General features: G+C 67.8%; 1 protein-coding gene (running past one end of the window). It reads right to left on the minus strand.

Annotated features, from left to right (window positions below; genetic code table 11):
* Positions 1–20,045, minus strand: partial view of a non-ribosomal peptide synthase/polyketide synthase gene (locus ABEA50_RS02975; protein WP_345493430.1) — the 5' end (the start) only. Its footprint begins 24,640 nt before the window's first position; the window shows 20,045 of its 44,685 coding nt (coding positions 1–20,045); the start codon lies at positions 20,043–20,045; its stop codon lies beyond the left edge, outside the window.
* Positions 20,046–20,222: the final 177 nt, after the last annotated feature.

The raw sequence follows: 20,222 nt of genomic DNA on the forward strand, positions 1-20,222 counted from the left end.
CATGCCCGCATCGAGGTGGCGGGGGCGACCAGTTCGGGGGTTTGTCCTGCTGTGCGCTGACCCCATGCCGCGACGAAGTCGGGAACCAGGATGCGCCAGGAGACACCGTCGACCACCAGATGGTGCGCGACGACGATCAAGCGACCGGCGCGCTGTTCGTCGTCGGGGTCGAGCCACACGAAGCGGACGACGACACCGTGCTCGGGGTCGAGCAGGTCGAGGGTGGAATCCAGGGCGGCGGCGGCGATCTCGAGCAGGCGCTCGTCGTCGGCATCGGCATCGAACGCGGTGCGGTCGATCAACGCGTCCACGTCGATGGCCCCGGCGGGCGCGGTTTCCAGCACCCACTGACCGTCGAGTTCGCGCAGGCTGGCGCGCAGCATGTCGTGGCGGTCGATGACCGCGCCGACCGTCGCCGCGATTCCCGCGCGGTCGATACCGACCGGCAGTTCGAGCGCCATGCTCTGGTTGAACCGGCCGAACCGGCCACGCCGCTGCGCCATGAACCGCACCACCGGTGTCAACGGCATGCTGCCGACCCCGCCCCCGTCGGGCTCGACCAGCACCGCGACGGAAGCCTGTGCGGCTTCGCCGGTTTCGGCGACGGAGGCCAGTCCGGCCACGGTGCGTTGCTCGAACACGTGCCGCGGGGTGAACACCACGCCACGCGCCTTGGCTCGCGACACCAACTGGATGGAGACGATGCTGTCGCCGCCGAGGGCGAAGAACGAATCGTCGACACCGACGCGTTCCACGCCGAGTACCTCGGCGAAGATCTCCGCGATGGTCTGCTCGACCGCGTCGCGCGGCGCACGGAACACGACCTCGGTCGCGAATACCGGTTCCGGCAAGGCTTTTCGGTCCAGCTTGCCGACCGGGGTGAGCGGAACCCTGTCGATCACCATCACCGACGAGGGCACCATGTAGGCGGGCAGGCGTTGTTCGACGTGCGCGGTGAGCGCGGCGACATCCACGGCCCTGCCCGGCGCCGACACCACATACGACACCAGTGATTGCGCACCCGTCGTGCCCCGGTGGCCGAGGGTGACCGCGAAGTCGACGTCGTCGTGCGCGGCGAGGGCGGCGTCGATCTCGCCGAGTTCGATGCGGAAACCGCGCAACTTGACCTGGAAGTCGGAGCGGCCGACGTACTCGACGACCAGCGATTCCACGCCCGCCCCGGACGCGGAGCCTGCGGAGTGTCCGACCACACCCTCAGGCGCGGAGCCTACGGAGTGCCCCGCGCGAGTCCAGCGCACGACGTCGCCGGTGCGGTACATCCGCGCCCCCGGCACGTACGGATTGGGGACGAAGCGTTCGGCGGTCAGGCCAGGCCGTGCGTGATAGCCGCGAGCCAATTGGATGCCCGACAGATACAGCTCACCCGCGACACCCACCGGAACCGGACGCAGTTCGGCGTCCAGGATCAGCGACTGCATGCCACGAATCGGCGCACCGATGGTGACCGTCTCACCGACGGTCAGCGGATCGCTGATATTGGTCATGATGGTGGTCTCGGTGGGCCCGTAACCATTGTGGAAGTGCCGCTGTTCACCGGTATCACCCAGCGCCACAGCCCATTTCGCGACCAGCTCGGGCGGGCATGCCTCACCACCGGCGACCACGACACGCAGGGTGTCCAGGCCGCTCGGGTCGAAGGTCGCCAGCGCGGCGGGCGTGATGAACGCGTGCGTGACCCGCTCGGTGCGGATCAGTTCCGACAGTTCCTCGCCGCCGTAGACGCCCGGCGCCACCACGACCAGCGTGCCACCCGCGCCGACCGCCAGCAGCAACTCCAACACCGAGGCGTCGAAGCTGGGCGAGGCGAAATGCAGTGCGCGCGAATCGGAATCGAGCTGGTAGCGCTCGATCTGTTCGGCACGGAAGTTGGCGAGCCCGGCGTGGGTGACCACAACACCCTTGGGGACGCCGGTCGAGCCGGAGGTGTAGATGACATAGGCGGGGTGGTCGGGACGGGGCGTCGCGACCCGCTCGGCGTCGGTGATCGCGCCGCCGTCGAAGGCGTCGCTCGCGAGGTCTTCGAGCACCAGCCAGCGGGTCGATTCCGGCAGGTCCGCGCGCACCGAGGCGACGGTGAGTCCGAGGGCGGAGCCGGAGTCGGTGACCATGTGCGCGATGCGGTCGGCCGGGTAGTTCGGGTCGACCGGAACGAACGCGGCACCGGTCTTGGTGACCGCCCATTCCGCGAAGTACGAATCCGCCGAGCGCGGTACGGCCACCGCGACCAGGTCGTCGGGGCCGATGCCTTCGGCGATCAGCAAGCGCGCCAGGCGGTTCGAGCGCTCATCCAGCTCGCCATAAGACAGAGTTGTCCCCTGGAACACCACCGCGGGTGCGGCGGGGTCGATCGCGACGGCGTCGGCGAGCAGTTCCGCCAGGGTCCGCGCGGGCACGGCAGGACCGCCGGTGCGCGTGGTGAGGTCGGCGTATTCGGCCGCGTCGAGGACATCGATCGCGCCGATCGCCGTACCAGGATCGGCCGCGATGGCCTCCAGCACGCGCTGCCAGCGCACCGCGATCTTGGTCGCGGTGTCCTCGTCGAACAGTTCCGTGGCGTAGGTGAGCGCCAAACTCATACCGGCAGCACCGGATTCGCCCTTGTCGGCGAGCGTGAACTGGAGGTCGAAGCGCGCGACACTCTCGTCGAGATCCAGCGCCGAGACGGTGAGTCCCGGCAATTCCAGGCTGGTGCGCTCCAGGTTCTGGAACGCCAACATCACCTGGAACAGCGGGTTACGCGCCTGTGAGCGCTCCGGCGCGAGCAGCTCGACCAACCGCTCGAACGGAACGTCGGCATTGCCGTAGGCGTCGAGGTCGGTGCGCCGCACCCGATCCAGCAGGTCGGTGAAGCTCTCGCTGGAATCGATGCCGGTGCGCAACACCAGGGTGTTGACGAACATGCCGACCAGGTCGTCGAGCGCCTGCTCGCCGCGGCCGGCGATCGGCGTACCCACCGCGATGTCGTCACCGCCCGACAGCCGAGCCAGCAGCACCGCGAGGGCGCCGTGCATCAGCATGAACAGCGAGGCGCCATTGCGGCGCGCGATGTCCTCGAGCGCCGTCACCAAGTCACCGGACAGCTCCCGGTGCACGGTCGCTCCGCGCAGCGAGGCGACGGCAGGGCGTGGACGGTCGGTCGGCAAGGCCAGCTCGTCGGGGACCCCGTCGAGTGCGCCCTTCCAGTACGCGACCTGCTTGGCCAGCAACGACTCCGGATCGTCCTCGGCGCCGAGGACCTCGCGCTGCCACACCGCGAAGTCCGCGTACTGCACCGCCAGCGGTGCCCACCCCGGCGCGCTGTCGAGGGTGCGCGCGGTGTAGGCGACCATCACATCGCGCGCCAGCGGGCCCATCGAGAAACCGTCGGCGGCGATGTGGTGCACCACCACCACGAGCATGTGCTCGTTCTCGTCCACCGAGTACAGTCGCGCACGCAACGGAACCTGTTCGGCCACATCGAATCCCGCGGTGGCGAACTCGGTGACCACGGTCAGCAGCTGGTCGCGTTCCACCGTGACCGGACGCAGATCCAATGCCACGTTCTCGGCGGGAACGATCACCTGCACCGGTGTGCCGCCGTGCTCCGGGTAGCGGGTGCGCAGCGACTCGTGCCTGCGCACCACATCGGCCACCGCCAAGGCCAGCGCCTCGGTGTCCAGTGTTCCGGTCAGGCGCAGGGCCGCGGGCAGGTTGTAGGCGGCGGAGGTGGTGTCGTACTTGTTCAGGAACCACATGCGCTGCTGGGCATACGACAGCGGAAGCAGTTCGTCGGCCTCGCGCGGACGTGCGACCAGGCGAGCCCGCTGGGCGCCGTCGGCACGCGATTCCACCCGTGCCGCGAGCGCGGCCACGGTGGAAGCCTCGAACAGGGCGCGCACCTCGACCGTCGTACCGAGCGCGGCACCGATTCGTGCGGCCACCCTGGTGGCGATGAGCGAGTTGCCGCCGAGTTCGAAGAAGTCGTCGTCGACACCGACTCGCTCCACATCAAGCACCTCGGCGAACACCGAGGCCACGGTCTCCTGCACCGGGGTCACCGGCGCGCGGAAGGCGCGCGCGGCCACCGTCGGCGCCGGCAGCGCCTTGCGGTCGAGCTTTCCGTTGACGGTCAACGGAATCCATTCCAGCCGCACCATGCCCGAGGGCACCATGTAGGCGGGCAGCCGTTCGGCGGCGCCGTCGCGGATCACGTCGAGCGCCGGAGTGACCTCCGGCTCGGCGACCACGTAGGCGACGATGCGCTGATCGCCCGGCTGATCCTCGCGCACGATCACCGCGGCCTGCGCGACACCGGGCTGTGCCAGGATCGCGGACTCGATCTCGCCGAGCTCGATGCGGAAACCGCGCACCTTCACCTGGTCGTCGGCGCGACCGAGGTATTCGAGTTCGCCGAAACGGTTCCAGCGCGCGAGGTCACCCGAGCGGTACAACCGGCCACCGGTCGCGTCGCCGACAGCCAACGGGTCGGCCACGAACCTGGTGGCGCTCAAGTCAGGACGGCCGAGGTAGCCGCGCGCCAATTGTGGCCCGGAGATGTACATTTCGCCCGCGGTGCCCACCGGGACCGGGCGCAACCGGTCGTCGAGGACATAGACACGCAGACCGGCCACGGCGCGACCGACCACGCTGCCGGAGGCGGCCGCGATGGTCGCGGCGTCCAGCGCGCGGAACGAGACGTGCACCGTGGTCTCGGTGATGCCGTACATGTTCACCAACAGCGGTGCGGTCGGCGTCGCGCCGGTCGCCCTGGCCTCGGTGCCGTCACCGTGCCTGGCCACCCAGTCCGCGAGCCTGCGCAGTTCGAGTGCCTCGCCACCGAACACCACGTAGCGCAGCGCCAGCGGCGGTGCCTGCGGTGCCGCGTTGCGGTCGGCCTCGGCGAGTTGGTAGAACGCCGACGGCGTCTGGTTGAGCACCGTGACCTGGTGTGCGCGCAGCAGTTCCAGGAACTGCTCGGGCGAACGCGAGGTGTAGTAGTCGACCACGACCACACTGCCGCCGAACAGCAGCGGGCCCCACAGCTCCCACACCGAGAAGTCGAAGGCGTAGGAGTGGAACAGCGTCCACACGTCGTCGGGGCCGAAACCGAAGTCGCGATCGGTGTTGGCGAACAGCCGCACCACATTCCGGTGCGCCACGGCGACGCCCTTCGGGCGGCCGGTGGAGCCGGAGGTGTAGATCACGTACGCGACATGGTCTTTGCTCAATGCGCGCAGGCGGTCGGCGTCGGTGACGGGGGCGTCATCGGCGTCTTCGATGTTGCCGGTCTCCACCGCGAAGCCGTCGAGGACCACCGCGGGCAGGTGTTCGGGCACCGTCACCTGGACGGTCGAATCGAGGATCACGCCGGTCGGCTCGGCGTCCTCGAGCACGAACGCGATCCGCTCGGCCGGGTAGGTCGGGTCGACCGGCACATAACCGGCGCCGGTCTTCACGACCGCGACCAGCGCGACGATCAGGTCCAACGAACGCGGCAGGATCACCGCGACCAAGGCTTCCGGTCCCGCGCCATCGGCGATCAGCCTGCGCGCCAACACATTCGCGCGCCGATCCAGTTCCGCGTAGGTCAGTGTCTCCACACCGAAGCGCGCCGCGGTGCGGTCGGGGTGCGCGGCGACCATCTCGTCGAACAACCCGACGAGGGTGACCTCGGAGTCGGCGAATCGACCCGTCGTGGTGTCGGCGCCGGAGCTGACCCAGCGCTGCGACACGTCGAGGCGTTCGCTCTCGCCGAGCAGGTCGATATCGCCGACGGCGATGGTGGGTTCCTCGGCGACCGTGCGCAGGATCCGCACCAACCGGTCGGCGAAGGCCGCGACCGTCGGCGGATCGAACAGTTCCGTTGCGTAGTTCCATGCCAGCGACAAGCCGCCGTCGGCCGATTCGCCCACGGTCAGCTGCACATCGAATTTCGCTGTGCCCGCGTCGAATTCGAGCACATTCACATCGAGGCCGGGCAGCTCGACGGTGCCGACATCGGTCGGTGAGGCCGCCTCGAAGGTCAATGCCACCTGGAACAGTGGGTGATGCGCCTGCGAACGCACCGGGCTGAGCACGTCGACCAGTCGCTCGAACGGCACGTCGGCGTTCGCGAAGGCCGCGAGGTCGGTGCGGCGCACCTGCGCGAGCAATTCGGTGAACGACGCGGCGGAATCGACCGCACTGCGCAACACCAGCGTGTTGACGAACATGCCGACCAGGTCGTCGACGGCACGCTCACCGCGACCGGCGATCGGTGCGCCGATGGCGATGTCGGTACTACCCGACAGCCGGCCCGCCCAGGTGGCGAGCGCGGCGTGCACGACCATGAACAGCGTTGTCCCGTGCGCGCGTGCCAGATCCGACAGCGCGGTGTGCAGCTCGGCGTCGATCGAGAAGCCATGCGTACCACCGGCATTGCTGGCGATCTCGGGGCGGGGACGGTCGGCGGGCAGCTCGATCTGATCGGGCAGATCGCGCAGCTGCTTGCTCCAGTAGTCGATCTGCGCGGCCGCGACCGACTCGGGGTCGTCTTCGCTGCCGAGCACCTCGCGCTGCCACAGCGCGTAATCCGCGTACTGCACCGACAGCGGCGCCCACCCGGGCGTCTCGCCGCGCGCACGCTCGGAGTAGGCGATCACCACATCGCGCAGCAGTGGACGCAGCGAGAAACCGTCGCCGCTGATGTGATGCATGACCAGCACCGCGACGTACTCGCGCGCACCGAGATCGAGCAGGGTGGCGCGGAAGGCGATTTCGCTGGTGACGTCGAAGTGCACGCTGGCGAGTTCGACGATCTTCGCGGGCAGTTCCGCCGCGGTCACCGAGTGCCGCGCCAGTTCGATGTCGATCTCCGCCATCGACAGAATGCGCTGGTAGCCAACGCCGTCGACCTCGGGGTAGACGGTGCGCAGCGATTCGTGCCGTGCCACCACGTCACCGATCGCGGCACGCAGGGCGTCGGGGTCCAGCTCGCCGGACAGCCGCACGGCGACCGGAATGTTGTTGACGGCGGTGTGGCGGTCGAACCGGTTGAGGAACCACATCCGCTGCTGAGCCAGCGACAACGGAATCAGTTCCGGCCGCTGCCGCGCCACCAGCGGCAGCCGCGCGCCGACACCCTCGACGGATTCGGCCCTGGCCGCGAGCGCGGCGACGGTCGACGCCTCGAACAGCACGCGGACCGGGATCTGCGTGTTCAGTGCCGCGCCGAGGCGCGCGGTGAGCTGGGTGGCGACCAGCGAGTTGCCACCGAGGGAGAAGAAGTCGTCGTCCAAGCCGACCCGCTCGACGCCGAGTAGTTCGGCGAAGGTCGCGGCCACGATCTCTTCGATCGGCGTGACCGGTGCACGGAACACCTTCGCGGCGAAAACTGGCTCCGGCAGGGCCTTTCGGTCCAGCTTGCCGGAGGAATTCAGCGGGAACGCATCGAGCAGCACATACGCCGTCGGCACCATGTAGGCCGGAAGCCGTTGCCCCACCTCAATTTTCACATCATCGGTGGTGATCTCACGGTTCGGCTCGGTGATCAGGTAGGCGACGAGTTGGTCACCGGTGTGCTCATCGGTGCGCACCACGACCACAGCTTGAGCCACCGCGTCCAGTGCGGTGAGCGCGGCTTCGATCTCGCCGAGCTCGATGCGCAGACCACGCAACTTCACCTGGAAGTCGGTGCGGCCCAGGTATTCCAGCTCGCCGTCACCGGTCCAGCTGACCAGGTCGCCGGTGCGGTACATCCGCTGACCGTCCGCGAACGGGTTCGCGATGAACCGCTCGATGGTCAGGTCCGGCCGTGCGACGTAGCCGTGCGCCAGCTGTGCGCCGGCCAGGTACAGCTCACCCGGCACGCCCGCCGGAACCGGCCGCAGCCGCGAATCCAGCACGTAGACCTGGGTGTTGAATACCGGAGCACCGATCGGCACGGTGGCGGTGTCGGCGTCGGTGACCTCGTGGAAGGTGACGTCGACGGCGGCCTCGGTGGGTCCGTACAGATTGTGCAGTCGCGCACCGGTGAGCTCCCGCAGCCGCTGCGCGGTACTCGCGGGCAGCGCCTCGCCGGAGGCGAAAACATTACGGAGACTGTGGCATTCGGCCACCCTCGGCTCGGCGACGAACACCGAGAGCATGGAGGGCACGAAGTGCGCGGTGGTGATGGCCTCGTCGATGATCAGTTCGGCGAGGTAGGTCGGATCGCGATGTCCGTCCGGTCGCGCCAGCACCAAACGAGCGCCGACCTGCAAGGGCCAGAAGAACTCCCATACCGAGACGTCGAAGGTCGCGGGAGTCTTCTGCAACACCACGTCCGAGGCGGCGAGGCCGTATTCGGCGTGCATCCACACCAGGCGGTTGACGATCGCCGCGTGCGAGACCGCGACACCCTTGGGTTTACCGGTCGAACCGGAAGTGAAGATGACGTAGGCGGTATCGGCCGGGCGCAGCGGACGGTGCCGGTCGGCGTCGGTCAACGGTCCGGTGGCGAACCCGGACAGGTCGAGCTTGTCGATACGCACCTGTCGCGAGAGCTTGGTGCTCAGGTCGGTGCCGGAGGTGAGCACGCAGACCGGTCGCGCGACATCGAGGATGTAATCGGTGCGCTCGGTGGGATGGTCCGGGTCCAGCGGGACGTAGGCGCCACCGGCGGCCGTCACCGCGTACATCGCGACGACCAGGTCTACCGAACGTCGAATGCCCAGTGCCACATAGGATTCCGGACCTACTCCGTTGTCGACCAGCCAACGTCCCAGCTGGTGCACTCGTCCGGCGAACTCCGCATATGTCAACGTCGCGTAGCGGCCCGACGCGGGGTGGTGGTCGGGCGACGGGTGGGCCGGACTTGTCCCCTCGAAGGTGATCGCGTCCGCGCCGGGCGTGCGTGCCGCCTGCGCCTCGAACAGCGACACCAGCGTCGCGGCGGCATCGCCGACCGGCGAGGTGAGCGCGGCGTTTACCGGGAACTCCGTGGCATTCCAGCGCTCGAGCACCCGCAGGCGCTCCGCGTCATCGAGCAGATCGAAATCACCGAGCACACCGGTGGGTTCGGCCACCACGGCGCGCAGCACGCGCACGAACCGTTCGGCGAATTCCCGCGCGAACACCTCATCGAACAGATCGGTGGCGTAGATCAACTCCGCGGCCATCGCCGTTTCGGTACCTGCGGTGGCCTCACTCAGCGTGAGTTGCAGGTCGAATTTCGCGGTCGGCTGGTCGACACCCAGTTCGGACACGGTGAGTCCGGGCAGCTCCAGCGCGGTACGCCCGAGGTTCTGGAACGAGAGCATCACCTGGAACAGCGGGTGCCGCGACTGCGAACGCGCAGGGTTGAGCACCTCGACCAGCCGCTCGAACGGCACATCGGCATGCGCGAACGCCGCGAGGTCATGTTCGCGGACCCGCGCGAGCAGATCGGTGAACGACCCGGTGATGTCCACCCGCGAACGCAGCACCAGGGTGTTGACGAACATGCCGACCAGGTCGTCGAGCGCCTGCTGGCCGCGACCGGCCACCGGGATGCCGATGGCGATGTCGTCGGAACCGCTCATCCGCGCGAGCAAGGTGGCGAACGCGCTGTGCACCACCATGAACAGCGTGGTGCCGCGCGCGTGCGCGATCCGGTTGAGTTCCTCGATCAGTTCGCCCGCGATCGAGAAGCGGTGTGTCCGAGCCTGATACGTGGCAACGGCGGGCCTCGGCCGCGCGGACAGGCGCAGTTCGTCCGGCAACCCCGCGAGCTCGTCGCGCCAGAAGCCGAGCTGCTCGGCGAGCAGCGAGGTGGGATCATCCTCCGAGCCGAGCGTATCCCGTTGCCACAGCGCGAAATCCACGTACTGAACCGACAGCGGCGGCCAGCCCGGCTCGCTCGCCGAGGTGCGCGCCACATAGGCGGTCATCAGATCGCGGACAAGGGGACGCATCGAGAAACCGTCGGCGGCGATGTGGTGGACGACCACCGCGAGCACATAATCGTTCTCGCCGAGCGCGTACGCGCGCAGCCGCACGGGCGGCAAGTCGGTCACATCGAACCCACGCACCACGAATTCGTGCAGATCGCCGAGCAATTCGCCCTCGGCGACGGTGACCACATCCAGCTCGGGGATCGCCTTGTTCGCGGGAAGCACCCGCTGGTAGGCGACACCGTCACGCGAGGGGTACACCGTGCGCAACGACTCGTGCCTGGACACCACATCGGCGATCGCGCCACGCAGCGCGTCCAGATCCAGTGCGCCCTCCAAACGCACCGCGGCCGGGATGTTGTCGGCCGCGGAGTCGCCGTCGAAGCGGTTGAGGAACCACATGCGCTGCTGCGCCAACGACAGCGGCGGGAACTCGGGACGAGTCTGCTGGGTCAGCGCCTTGCGCGCGCCGGAACCGGCGTGCGATTCCACCCGTGCGGCGAGCGCGGCGACGGTCGGCGCCTCGAACAGCAGGCGCACACCCACTTCGGTGCGCAACGCGGTGCTCAGCCGTGCCACCACCTGCGTGGCGATCAGCGAGTTGCCGCCCAGTTCGAAGAAGTCGTCATCGACGCCGACGCGTTCGATGTCGAGCACCTCGGCGAAGGTCTCGGCGACAATCTCCTCGATCGGGGTCGAGGGCGCGCGGAACGCCTTGGCCTCGAAGGCCGGTTCGGGCAACGCGCGCCGATCCAACTTGCCGTTGGGGCTCAACGGCATGGCGTCGAGCACCATCAGCGCCGAGGGCACCATGTAGGAGGGCAAGCGCGCGGCCAGCCCCGCGCGCAGCGCGTCGAGGTCTACCGTCGCGCCGCTCGCGGGCACCACATAACCGACGAGTCGATCACCCGCGCGCGCGTCCGAGCGCACCACGGCCACCGACTGGGCGACGGAATCATCTGCCGCCAAAGCGGTTTCGATCTCACCGAGCTCGATCCGCAGACCACGCAACTTCACCTGGAAGTCGGTGCGGCCGAGGTAGCGGATCGCACCGGTGGCGTCCCTGCTCACCAGGTCACCGGTGCGGTACATGCGCGCACCGCCGGTGGCGAACGGGTTGGCCACGAAACGATCGGAGCTCAGGTCGCTGCGCCCGTGATAGCCGCGCGCCAGCTGCGCACCGGCCAGATACAACTCGCCGGCGACACCCGAAGGCACCGGGTGCAACCGCGAATCCAGCACGTACGCCTGCGAATTCCACACCGGGAGGCCGATCGGCACCGCGCCGACAACGTCATCGGCGGCGCGACCGTGCACGGCGTGCACGGTGAACTCGGTAGGGCCGTAGAGGTTGTAGAGCGCGACCGAACTGACGCGGCGTACCGCGGCGACGGTCTCCGCGGTGAACGCCTCACCGGCCACCAGCAGCGCACGCAGCGACGACAGCGCACCGGCGGCGACGGACTCGGCGTCGAAATTACCGGCGAACACCGTCAGCATCGACGGCACGAACGAGGTGATCGTCACCCGATGTTCGGCGATGACCTCGGCCAAGTACCTCGGGTCGCGGTGCCCGTCGGGCGTCGCGACCACGACCCGGCCACCGGTCGTCAGCGGGCCGAACATCTCCCAGACCGACACATCGAAGGTCGCGGGGGTCTTGAACAGCACGACGTCGTCGGTGCCGATGCCGTATTCGTCGGTGATCCAACGGATCTGGTTGAGCACCGCGGCGTGCGCCACCGCGACACCCTTGGGCCGACCGGTCGAACCGGAGGTGAAGATGACATACGCCGGGTGCTGCGGGCGCAGCGGCGCGATCCGCTCGGCATCGGCGACCGGCGCCGCCGAGTAGTCGGCCAGCGCGGCCTCGTCGATGATCAGTGTTTCGCGACCCTCGGCCGTGAATTCGTCGGCGGCCGTGGTGAGTACACAGACCGGGTCGGCGGAATCCAGCACATAGTTCACCCGATCGGCGGGCTGATCGAGATCCAGCGGCACATACCCGCCACCGGCCTCGTGCACCGCGTACGCGGCCACCAGCAGATCGACAGACCTGCGCATACCGAGCGCGACAAGTCGCTCCGGCCCGACACCCGCTTCGATCAAGTGCCGCGCCAAACGCCTTGCGCGCGCCGCGAATTCGGCGTAGGTCAGCGAGGTCCCGGTAGCCGGATCGACCACGGCCACGGCGTCGGGGGTCGCGGCCACCTGTGCGGCGAACGCGGCGACCACCGTGGTCTCGTCCCCGATGGGGTGCGCGGTGTCGTTGTATCCGTGCACAGCGAGCTCGGTCTCGTGCTCGTCGAGCAACGCGATATCGCCGACCGGGATATCCGGATTCTCGGTGATCGCGGCGAGCAGCCGATCCAGTCGCCGGGCGAAGTCCTTGATCGATGACTCGTCGAAAAGGTCGAGGGCATAGGAGATCTCGGCCGACATACCGGCCGATCCACCGTCGGCGCCCTGCGCCTCCGAGAGGGTCAGCTGGAGATCGAACTTGGCGAGGCCGGGGTCGTAATCGATCCCGTTCACCGAAAGACCCGGCAGTTCGAGGCTGGCCTGCCTGATGTTCTGGAAGGTCAGCATCACCTGGAACAGCGGGTGCCGCGCCTGCGAGCGCGCGGGATTGAGCACCTCGACCAGCCGCTCGAACGGCACATCCGCGTGCGCGAACGCGTGCAGGTCGGTCTCGCGGGCCTGACCGAGCATGTCGGCGAAACTCGCACCGGTCTCGACGTCGGTACGCAGGACCAAGGTATTGACGAACATGCCGATCAGATCGTCGAGCGCGGCCTCACCACGTCCTGCGACCGGGGTGCCGACGGCGATATCCGTTGTGCCGCTTGCGCGTGCGAGCAATACCGCCAGCGCGCTGTGCATCACCATGAACAGCGACGCGTTGTAGCGACGACCGAGATCGGTCAGTGCCTGCTGGGTTTCGGCGGAGATCACGAACGGGTAGGTGCCGCCACGATAGGACGGCACCGCGGGACGCGGCCGATCCGAGGGGAGCACCAGTTCGTCGGGCAGATCGGCGAGTTCGCGCGTCCAGTACCGAATCTGACTGGAGATCAACGAACTCGGATCACCCTCGTCGCCGAGTACCTCGCGCTGCCACAGCGAATAATCCGCGTACTGCACGGGCAACTCGGCCCACGCCGGTGCCTCCCACGAGGTGCGTGCGGCGTAGGCCACCATCACATCGCGCGCCAGCGGTCCCATCGACCAGCCGTCGGCCGAGATGTGGTGGACCACCATGCCGAGCACGTACTCGGTCTCGCTGATCTCGAAAAGCCGTGCGTGCACCGGCACTTCGCTGGTCACGTCGAAGGCCATCGACGCCAGCTGCACCAGGTGCTCGATCAGGTTGTGCTCGGTCACCGGGACGGGGGTCAGGTCGGGCACGATCTGGGCGGCGTCGAGTACCACCTGCACCGGGCCGGTCTTGGTCTCCGGGAACACCGTTCGCAGCGACTCGTGCCTGTCGATCACGTCGATCACCGCGACCTGCAACGCGGCCACATCGAGCTCACCGGTCAGCCGGATCGCGACCGGGATGTTGTTCACCGCCGAGGTGGTGTCGAACCGGTTGAGGAACCACATCCGCTGCTGCGCCAACGACAGCGGAACCTCGTCGGGCCTGGTCCTGGCCACGAGCGCCTTGCGGGCGCCCTCACCGGCATGCGATTCCACCCGCGCGGCCAGCGCGGCCACGGTGGACGCCTCGAACAGCGTGCGCACCGGCACCCTGGTGTCCAAGGCGATACCGATGCGCGAGGCCACCTGGGTGGCGATCAGCGAGTTACCGCCGAGATCGAAGAAGTCGTCATCGACACCGACCCGGTCGACATTCAGCACCTCACTGAAGACCTGCGCGACGATCTCTTCGATCGGCGTTGTCGGAGCACGGAATTCGCGCGCTTCGAAGGCGGGCGCCGGAAGGGCCTTGCGGTCCAGCTTGCCCGAGGGGTTCAGCGGCAGCGCCTCCAGCACCACCGTCGCCGAGGGCACCATGTACGCGGGCAGGGTGCGGTGCAGGGAATTCTTGACCGCGTCCACGTCGACCGGACCCGCGGTCGGCACGAGGTAGGCGACCAACTGGTCGCCGGTCACCGTGTCGAGCACGAGTACCGCGGCCTGCGACACCGAGGGATGATCCAGCAGCGCGGCCTCGATCTCACCGAGCTCGATGCGCTGACCACGGAACTTCACCTGGAAGTCGGTGCGCCCGATGTACTCCAGCACCCCGTCGGTGCCGACCTCGGGATCGTCGGGCACCGACCAGCGCACCAGGTCACCGGTGCGGTAGAGCCGCGATCCCGGCGGGCCGAACGGGTCGGCCACGAAACGTTCCGCGGTGAGGTCCGGACGACCGTAGTAGCCGCGCGCGGTCTGCGCGCCACCGAGATACAGCTCACCGGGCACCCCGACCGGCACCGGGGACAAGCCTTGGTCCAGCACATAGGTGCGCGCGTTCCACACCGGACGACCGATCGGCACCGTGCTCGGCGCGATCGCGTTGAGCTGCCAGGCCGTGGCGTGCACGGTGAATTCCGTCGGCCCGTACAGGTTGTGCACGGCGGCGGTGCAGAACTGCCGGAACGCGGTCACCGTCGCGGGCGGTAGCGCCTCACCTGCCACCAGAACCGCACGCAGCGAAGCGCACTCGGCCGAAATAGCGGTTCCGGCGAAGACCGAGAGCATCGAGGGAACGAACGAAGTCATGGTGACCTTGTGCCGACCGATGATCTCCGACAGGTAGATCGGATCGCGGTGACCATCGGGCGCGGCGATCAGCATGCGCGCACCGACAGTGAGCGTCGCGAACAGCTCCCACGCCGAGACGTCGAAGGTGACCGGTGTTTTCTGCAAGATCACATCGGTCGGATTGATCCGGTATTCGGCACTGATCCAGGCGATCTGGTTCACCAGGGCCGAATGCGCGACCGCGACGCCCTTGGGGCGACCGGTGGAACCGGAGGTGTAGAGCACGTAGGCGGTGTCGGCGCCGCGCAACGGCGCCGCGCGATCGGCGTCGGTGACCGGCGCGTCATCGAACGCGTCGAGAGCGAGGGTGTCGAGTTCGAGCACCGCGCAGTCGGCGGAATCGACGCCGTCGCGCGAGGTGGTCAACAGGCACACCGGCTTCGAGCTATCGAGCACGTATTCGGTGCGATCGGCCGGATGATCCGGATCGATCGGCACGTACCCACCGCCGGCGGTCATGGTGGCGTAGATGGCGACAAGCATGTCGACCGAGCGTCGAATACCCACGGCGACAAGCGTTTCCGGGCCGACACCGAGGTCGATGAGCTTGCGCGCCAGCTGATTGACCCTGCGCCCGAACTCGGCGTAGGTCAATTCCACCGCTGGTCCGAACTCCTCGGTGCGCGAACCACCGTCGAACACGACGGCGATCTCGTCGGGCCGCAGCCGCACCTGCCGCTCGAACAGCGCGAGGACGGTATCGGCGGGCACCTCGTGCTCGGTGCGGTTCCATTCGGTCAGCACGACCGCGCGCTCGTCCGCGTCGAGCACATCGATCTCGCGCACCGCGGATCGCGGTGCGGCGACCACGGATTCGAGCACCCGCAGGTACCGCTCGGTGAACGCGGTGACCGTCGCGGCATCGAACAGATCGGTGGCGAACGACACCACCGCGGCCATCCCGGCGAGCTCGCCGCCAGCGCCGCGCTCCTCGGTGATCGTCCATTGCAGGTCGAACTTCGCGATGTCGACTTCCAACTCGTCGGCGGTCACCGAGAGCCCCGGCAGTTCCAGCGTCGCGTGCGACATCTCCTGGAACGACAGCATCACCTGGAACAGCGGGTGCCGCGCCTGCGAGCGGGTCGGGTTGAGCACCTCGACCAGGCGCTCGAAAGGCACATCGGCGTAGGCGAACGCCGCGAGATCGTGTTCCCTTGTCCGCGTAAGGAAGTCGGTGAACGACTCGCCGCCGTCCACCTCCGAACGCAGCACAAGCGTGTTGACGAACATGCCGATCAGGTCATCGAGCGCCTGCTCACCACGCCCCGCGACCGGCGTACCGATCGCGATGTCGGTGGTACCCGACAGCTGAGCCAGCAGCACGGCCAACGAGGCATGCATGACCATGAACAGCGTGACACCGTTGGCGCGGGCCAGATCCGCGAGCTGCCTGTGCAACTCGGCGTCGATCTCGAAACTCACCCGGCTGCCGTGGAAGCTCTGCACCGAGGGGCGCGAACGGTCCGACGGCAGGTCGAGCTGATCCGGCAATCCGGCCAAAGCCGAACGCCAGTAACCGATCTCGCGCGCCGCCATGGACTCGGGGTCGGCCTCGTCGCCGAGCAACTCACGCTGCCAGACACTGAAGTCGCGATACTGCACCGGCAGCGGCGTCCAACTCGGCGCCACACCCTGCGCGCGGGCCAGATACGCCGCGGCGATGTCGCGGGAGAGCGGGCCGAAGGAGAAACCGTCGGCCGCGATGTGATGCACCACGAAGGCGACCGCGTAATCGCCGGTGCCGTTGCCGAGGCCACCCACCGCGAAAACCCTTGCCCGAATGGGCAACTCCTGGGTGACATCGAAACCGGTCGCCGCGAATCCGACGAGCGCCTCGCGCAATCGCGCCTCGTCGATCGGCCGGACCTCGATGCCGCCCGGATCGATCTGCTCGATCGGCAGCACCTGCTGATAGCCCCCGCCGTCCTCGGACTCGGGGAAGATCGTGCGCAACGACTGCTGCCTGGTGATCACGTCCAGCAGCGCCGCGCGCAACACATCCAGGTCCACCTGACCGCGCAGCCTGACCACGAACGGCAGGTTGTAGGTCGGCACCGTCGGGTCGAACTGGTTGATGAACCACATGCGCTGCTGCGCCAACGACAACGGCACGCGATCCGGCAGGCTTTGCGCGACCAGCGGCGGGCGATCGGCGCCGCCGGGCTGGGTCTCGGCGCTCTCGACCTGCGCCGCGACCCCCGCCACCGTCGGGGTCTCGAACAGCGCGCGCACCCCGATCCTGGTGTCGAACGCGGCATTGATCCGCGACATCACCTGGGTGGCGACCAGCGAGTTACCGCCGAGGTCGAAGAAGCTGTCGTCGATGCCGATGCGTTCCTGACTCAACACGTCGGCGAAAACGTCGGCCACGATGCGCTCGGTCTGCGAGCGCGGTGCCCGGAACTCGGTCTCGGTGGCGCTGAACTCCGGCGCTGGCAACGCTTTTCGATCCAGCTTGCCACTGGTGTTCAGTGGCAGCTCGTCGAGCACCAGCACCGAAGCAGGCACCATGTAGCTCGGCAGCTGCTCCGCCGCGAACCTGGTCAATGTCAGCGGATCCACCGAATGTCCCGGCGCGGCAACCACATACGCCACCAGCTGCTGACCGGTGGCGGTGTCGACCACGAGCACGACGGCCTGGCTCACCGCGGGATGAGCGAGCAGGTCGGTCTCGATCTCGCCGAGCTCGATGCGCTGACCACGGAACTTCACCTGGAAGTCGGTGCGGCCCAGATAATCCAGCGTGCCGGCGGGAGTCCACCGCACCAGATCGCCGGTGCGGTACATCCGCTCGCCGGCACTGGAGAACGGGTTGGCCACGAAGCGGTCGGAGGTGAGATCCGGCCTGCCCCGGTAGCCGCGCGCGAGCTGACGGCCCGCGAGGTACAGCTCACCCGGTGCATCGATCGCCGAGGGCCGCAGCCACGAATCCAGAACGTAGGCTTGAACATTCCACTCCGGAATACCGATCGGCACCGAGCTGGTATCGGCGGCGGTCGCCGCCCAGTAGGTCACCGAGACCGCGGCCTCGGTCGGGCCGTACAGGTTGTGCAGACCGGCGGGCGCGCTACGACCACGCGCCTGCGCGGTGAGCGCGCGGAACTGCGCGGCGGTCTCCGGCGGTAACGCCTCCCCGATCACGAAAACCGCACGCAGCGAAGCACACTGGTCCGCGGTGGCATTGGCGGTGAACACCGTGAGCATCGAGGGCACGAAGTCGGTGACGGTGACCTGGTGCGCGGCGATCAGATCGGCGATATACAACGGATCGCGATGCCCGTCGGGCGAGGCGACCACGAGCTTCGCACCCACCAGCAACGGCAGGAAGAATCCCCACAGCGACACGTCGAACGTGGTCGCCGTCTTCTGGAGGTAGACGTCGTCGCCGGTCAGGCCGTATTCGTCGAGCATCCACAGCTGCTGGTTGACGATCGCGGAATGCGTGACCGCGACACCCTTGGGACGACCCGTCGAACCCGAGGTGTAGATGACGTAGGCGGCGTTGCTCGAACGCAGCGGCGCCAGGCGATCCGCGTCGGTCACCGGCTGCGCGGAGAACTCCGCCAGATCGAGGGTGTCGATACGCAGCTGTCGCACCGAATCCGGTAGCGGCGTCTGTGACTTCTCGGACTGCTCGGGCGTTCCCGCCGTGAGCACACACACCGGGTCGGCGCTGTCGAGAATGTAGGCGGTGCGCTCGGCCGGATGGTCGGGATCGATCGGCACATACGCGCCACCGGCCTTCAACACGGCATGCATGCCGATGACCAGCTCCAGCGAACGCCGCATCCCCAGCGCCACCAGCGATTCCGGGCCGACACCGTCGGCGATCAGGTACCTGGCCAACCGGTTGACCCGAGCGTCGAACTCCGCGTAGGTGAGCGTCGCGCCCTCGAAATCGAGCGCGATCCGCTCCGGCGACACCGTGGCCTGCGCGTCCAGCAGCGCGGCCAGCGTGGTGTCGGGTACTTCGTACTCGGAGTCGTTCCACTCCACCAACGTGCGCGTGCGCTCGTCGCCCGCGACGAGATCGAGATTCCACACCGACTCGTCGGTGTCGTCGGCGAGGAAGCGCGCGAAGAATTCGAGGAAGCGTTCGTGATGACGCCGCGTCTCGTCCTCGCTGTAGAGGTTCGGGTTGGTCTCGAAGTCGATGTGGGTACGGGTGCCCTTGACCGACTGGTAGAAGTTGACGCCGAGATCCTCGATGCTGCCGGTGGTCAGCACGTGCATCTTGCCGACCGAAGGGCCGAAGACGATCTCGTTCTGGAACAACATGATGTTGACCCACGGACCGAAGAACTCGGTGGTGACCACACCATCGCCCGCGGCGTCGCGGCGGATGTCCTCGTGCCGGTAACGCTGATGACGCAGCGCGCCAGACACTTCCAGCGTCGCCTGCTTCATCAGATCGGCGACGGTCGTGTCGTGCCCGACGTGCAACCGCAACGGCACGATATTCGAGGAAACACCACCGGAGCGGCGCATTTGCGCGGTGGTACGCGCGGTGACAGGCAGGCTGAGGATGATGTCTTCGAGACCGCGATACTGCGCGAGATAGGTGCCGAACGCGGCGAGCAGGAGCACGGCGGGCGAGGTGTCGTAGCGCTCGACGGCGGCTTCCAGCAACGCGTCCTGCGCCTCGGACAGCGCGGCGCTGGAGAGTCGGTTGATCGCGGCGGGCGGCGCCGAACGGCCGGTGAGGGTGGTGCCCTCCTCCAACCCGACGACGCGCTCGGCCCAGTGCTCCTTGTCGGAAGCGAAGCGGCTGCTGTCGCGGTAGGCGATTTCCTGGTCGTAGAGCGTGCGCAGCTCGGCCGGTTTCGCCGGTGGCTTCTCTTTGCCCTCGTACCAGGCCGAGTAGATATCGGCGCAGCGCTTGAGCATGGTCGTCGCGCCGAAACCGTCGGCGACGATGTGGTGACCACGGGTGTACCAGTAGCAATGGGTGTCGGTGAGCTGAAGCACGGCGCTGATCGCCAGACGATCGGTCAGCATGTCCAGCGGCTTGCTGTACTCCGCGCGCATCCAGGCCATCGCGGCGGCCTCGGGATCGGAGTCGTCGCGGAAGTCTACGAAGTGGACCCGATCGTTCTTGATGATCTCGTAGTCCACGCACTGCATCGGCTCGCCGTCGCGCTCGATGATGCGCAGCAGACCGGTGCCCATCTCGGTCGTGGTCTCGACGTTGGCCTTGTGCAGCAGTTCGAAATCGAGCTCGCCCTCGAACTCGATGTACATCGCGATAGTGATCGGCACCTGCGGGTCGAGGTGCTGCGCGTACCAGATGCCCAGCTGCGCAGGCGACAGCGGAAAGTAGTCCGGAGCAGTCTGTGCCCGTTCGCTACCAGTTTCGCCGTTTCCGCCGAAATCCAGCCGGTCCAACCGTAACCTCGCTTCCGGAACACCACGCAAGCGCTCCCCGACAACCCCAAACGACGCTCACCTAGCCCAGCGTGGCGCCGCGAAATGGGTGTTCACTTCTCGTATCAATCAGACAAAAATATTCACTGGCACTATCTGTCGGCCAGGTCGATCTCGTTACATGGGCTCGGCGACCAC

Origin of the sequence: Nocardia callitridis (genome assembly GCF_039543305.1) — a bacterium.
GTDB lineage: Bacteria > Actinomycetota > Actinomycetes > Mycobacteriales > Mycobacteriaceae > Nocardia > Nocardia callitridis.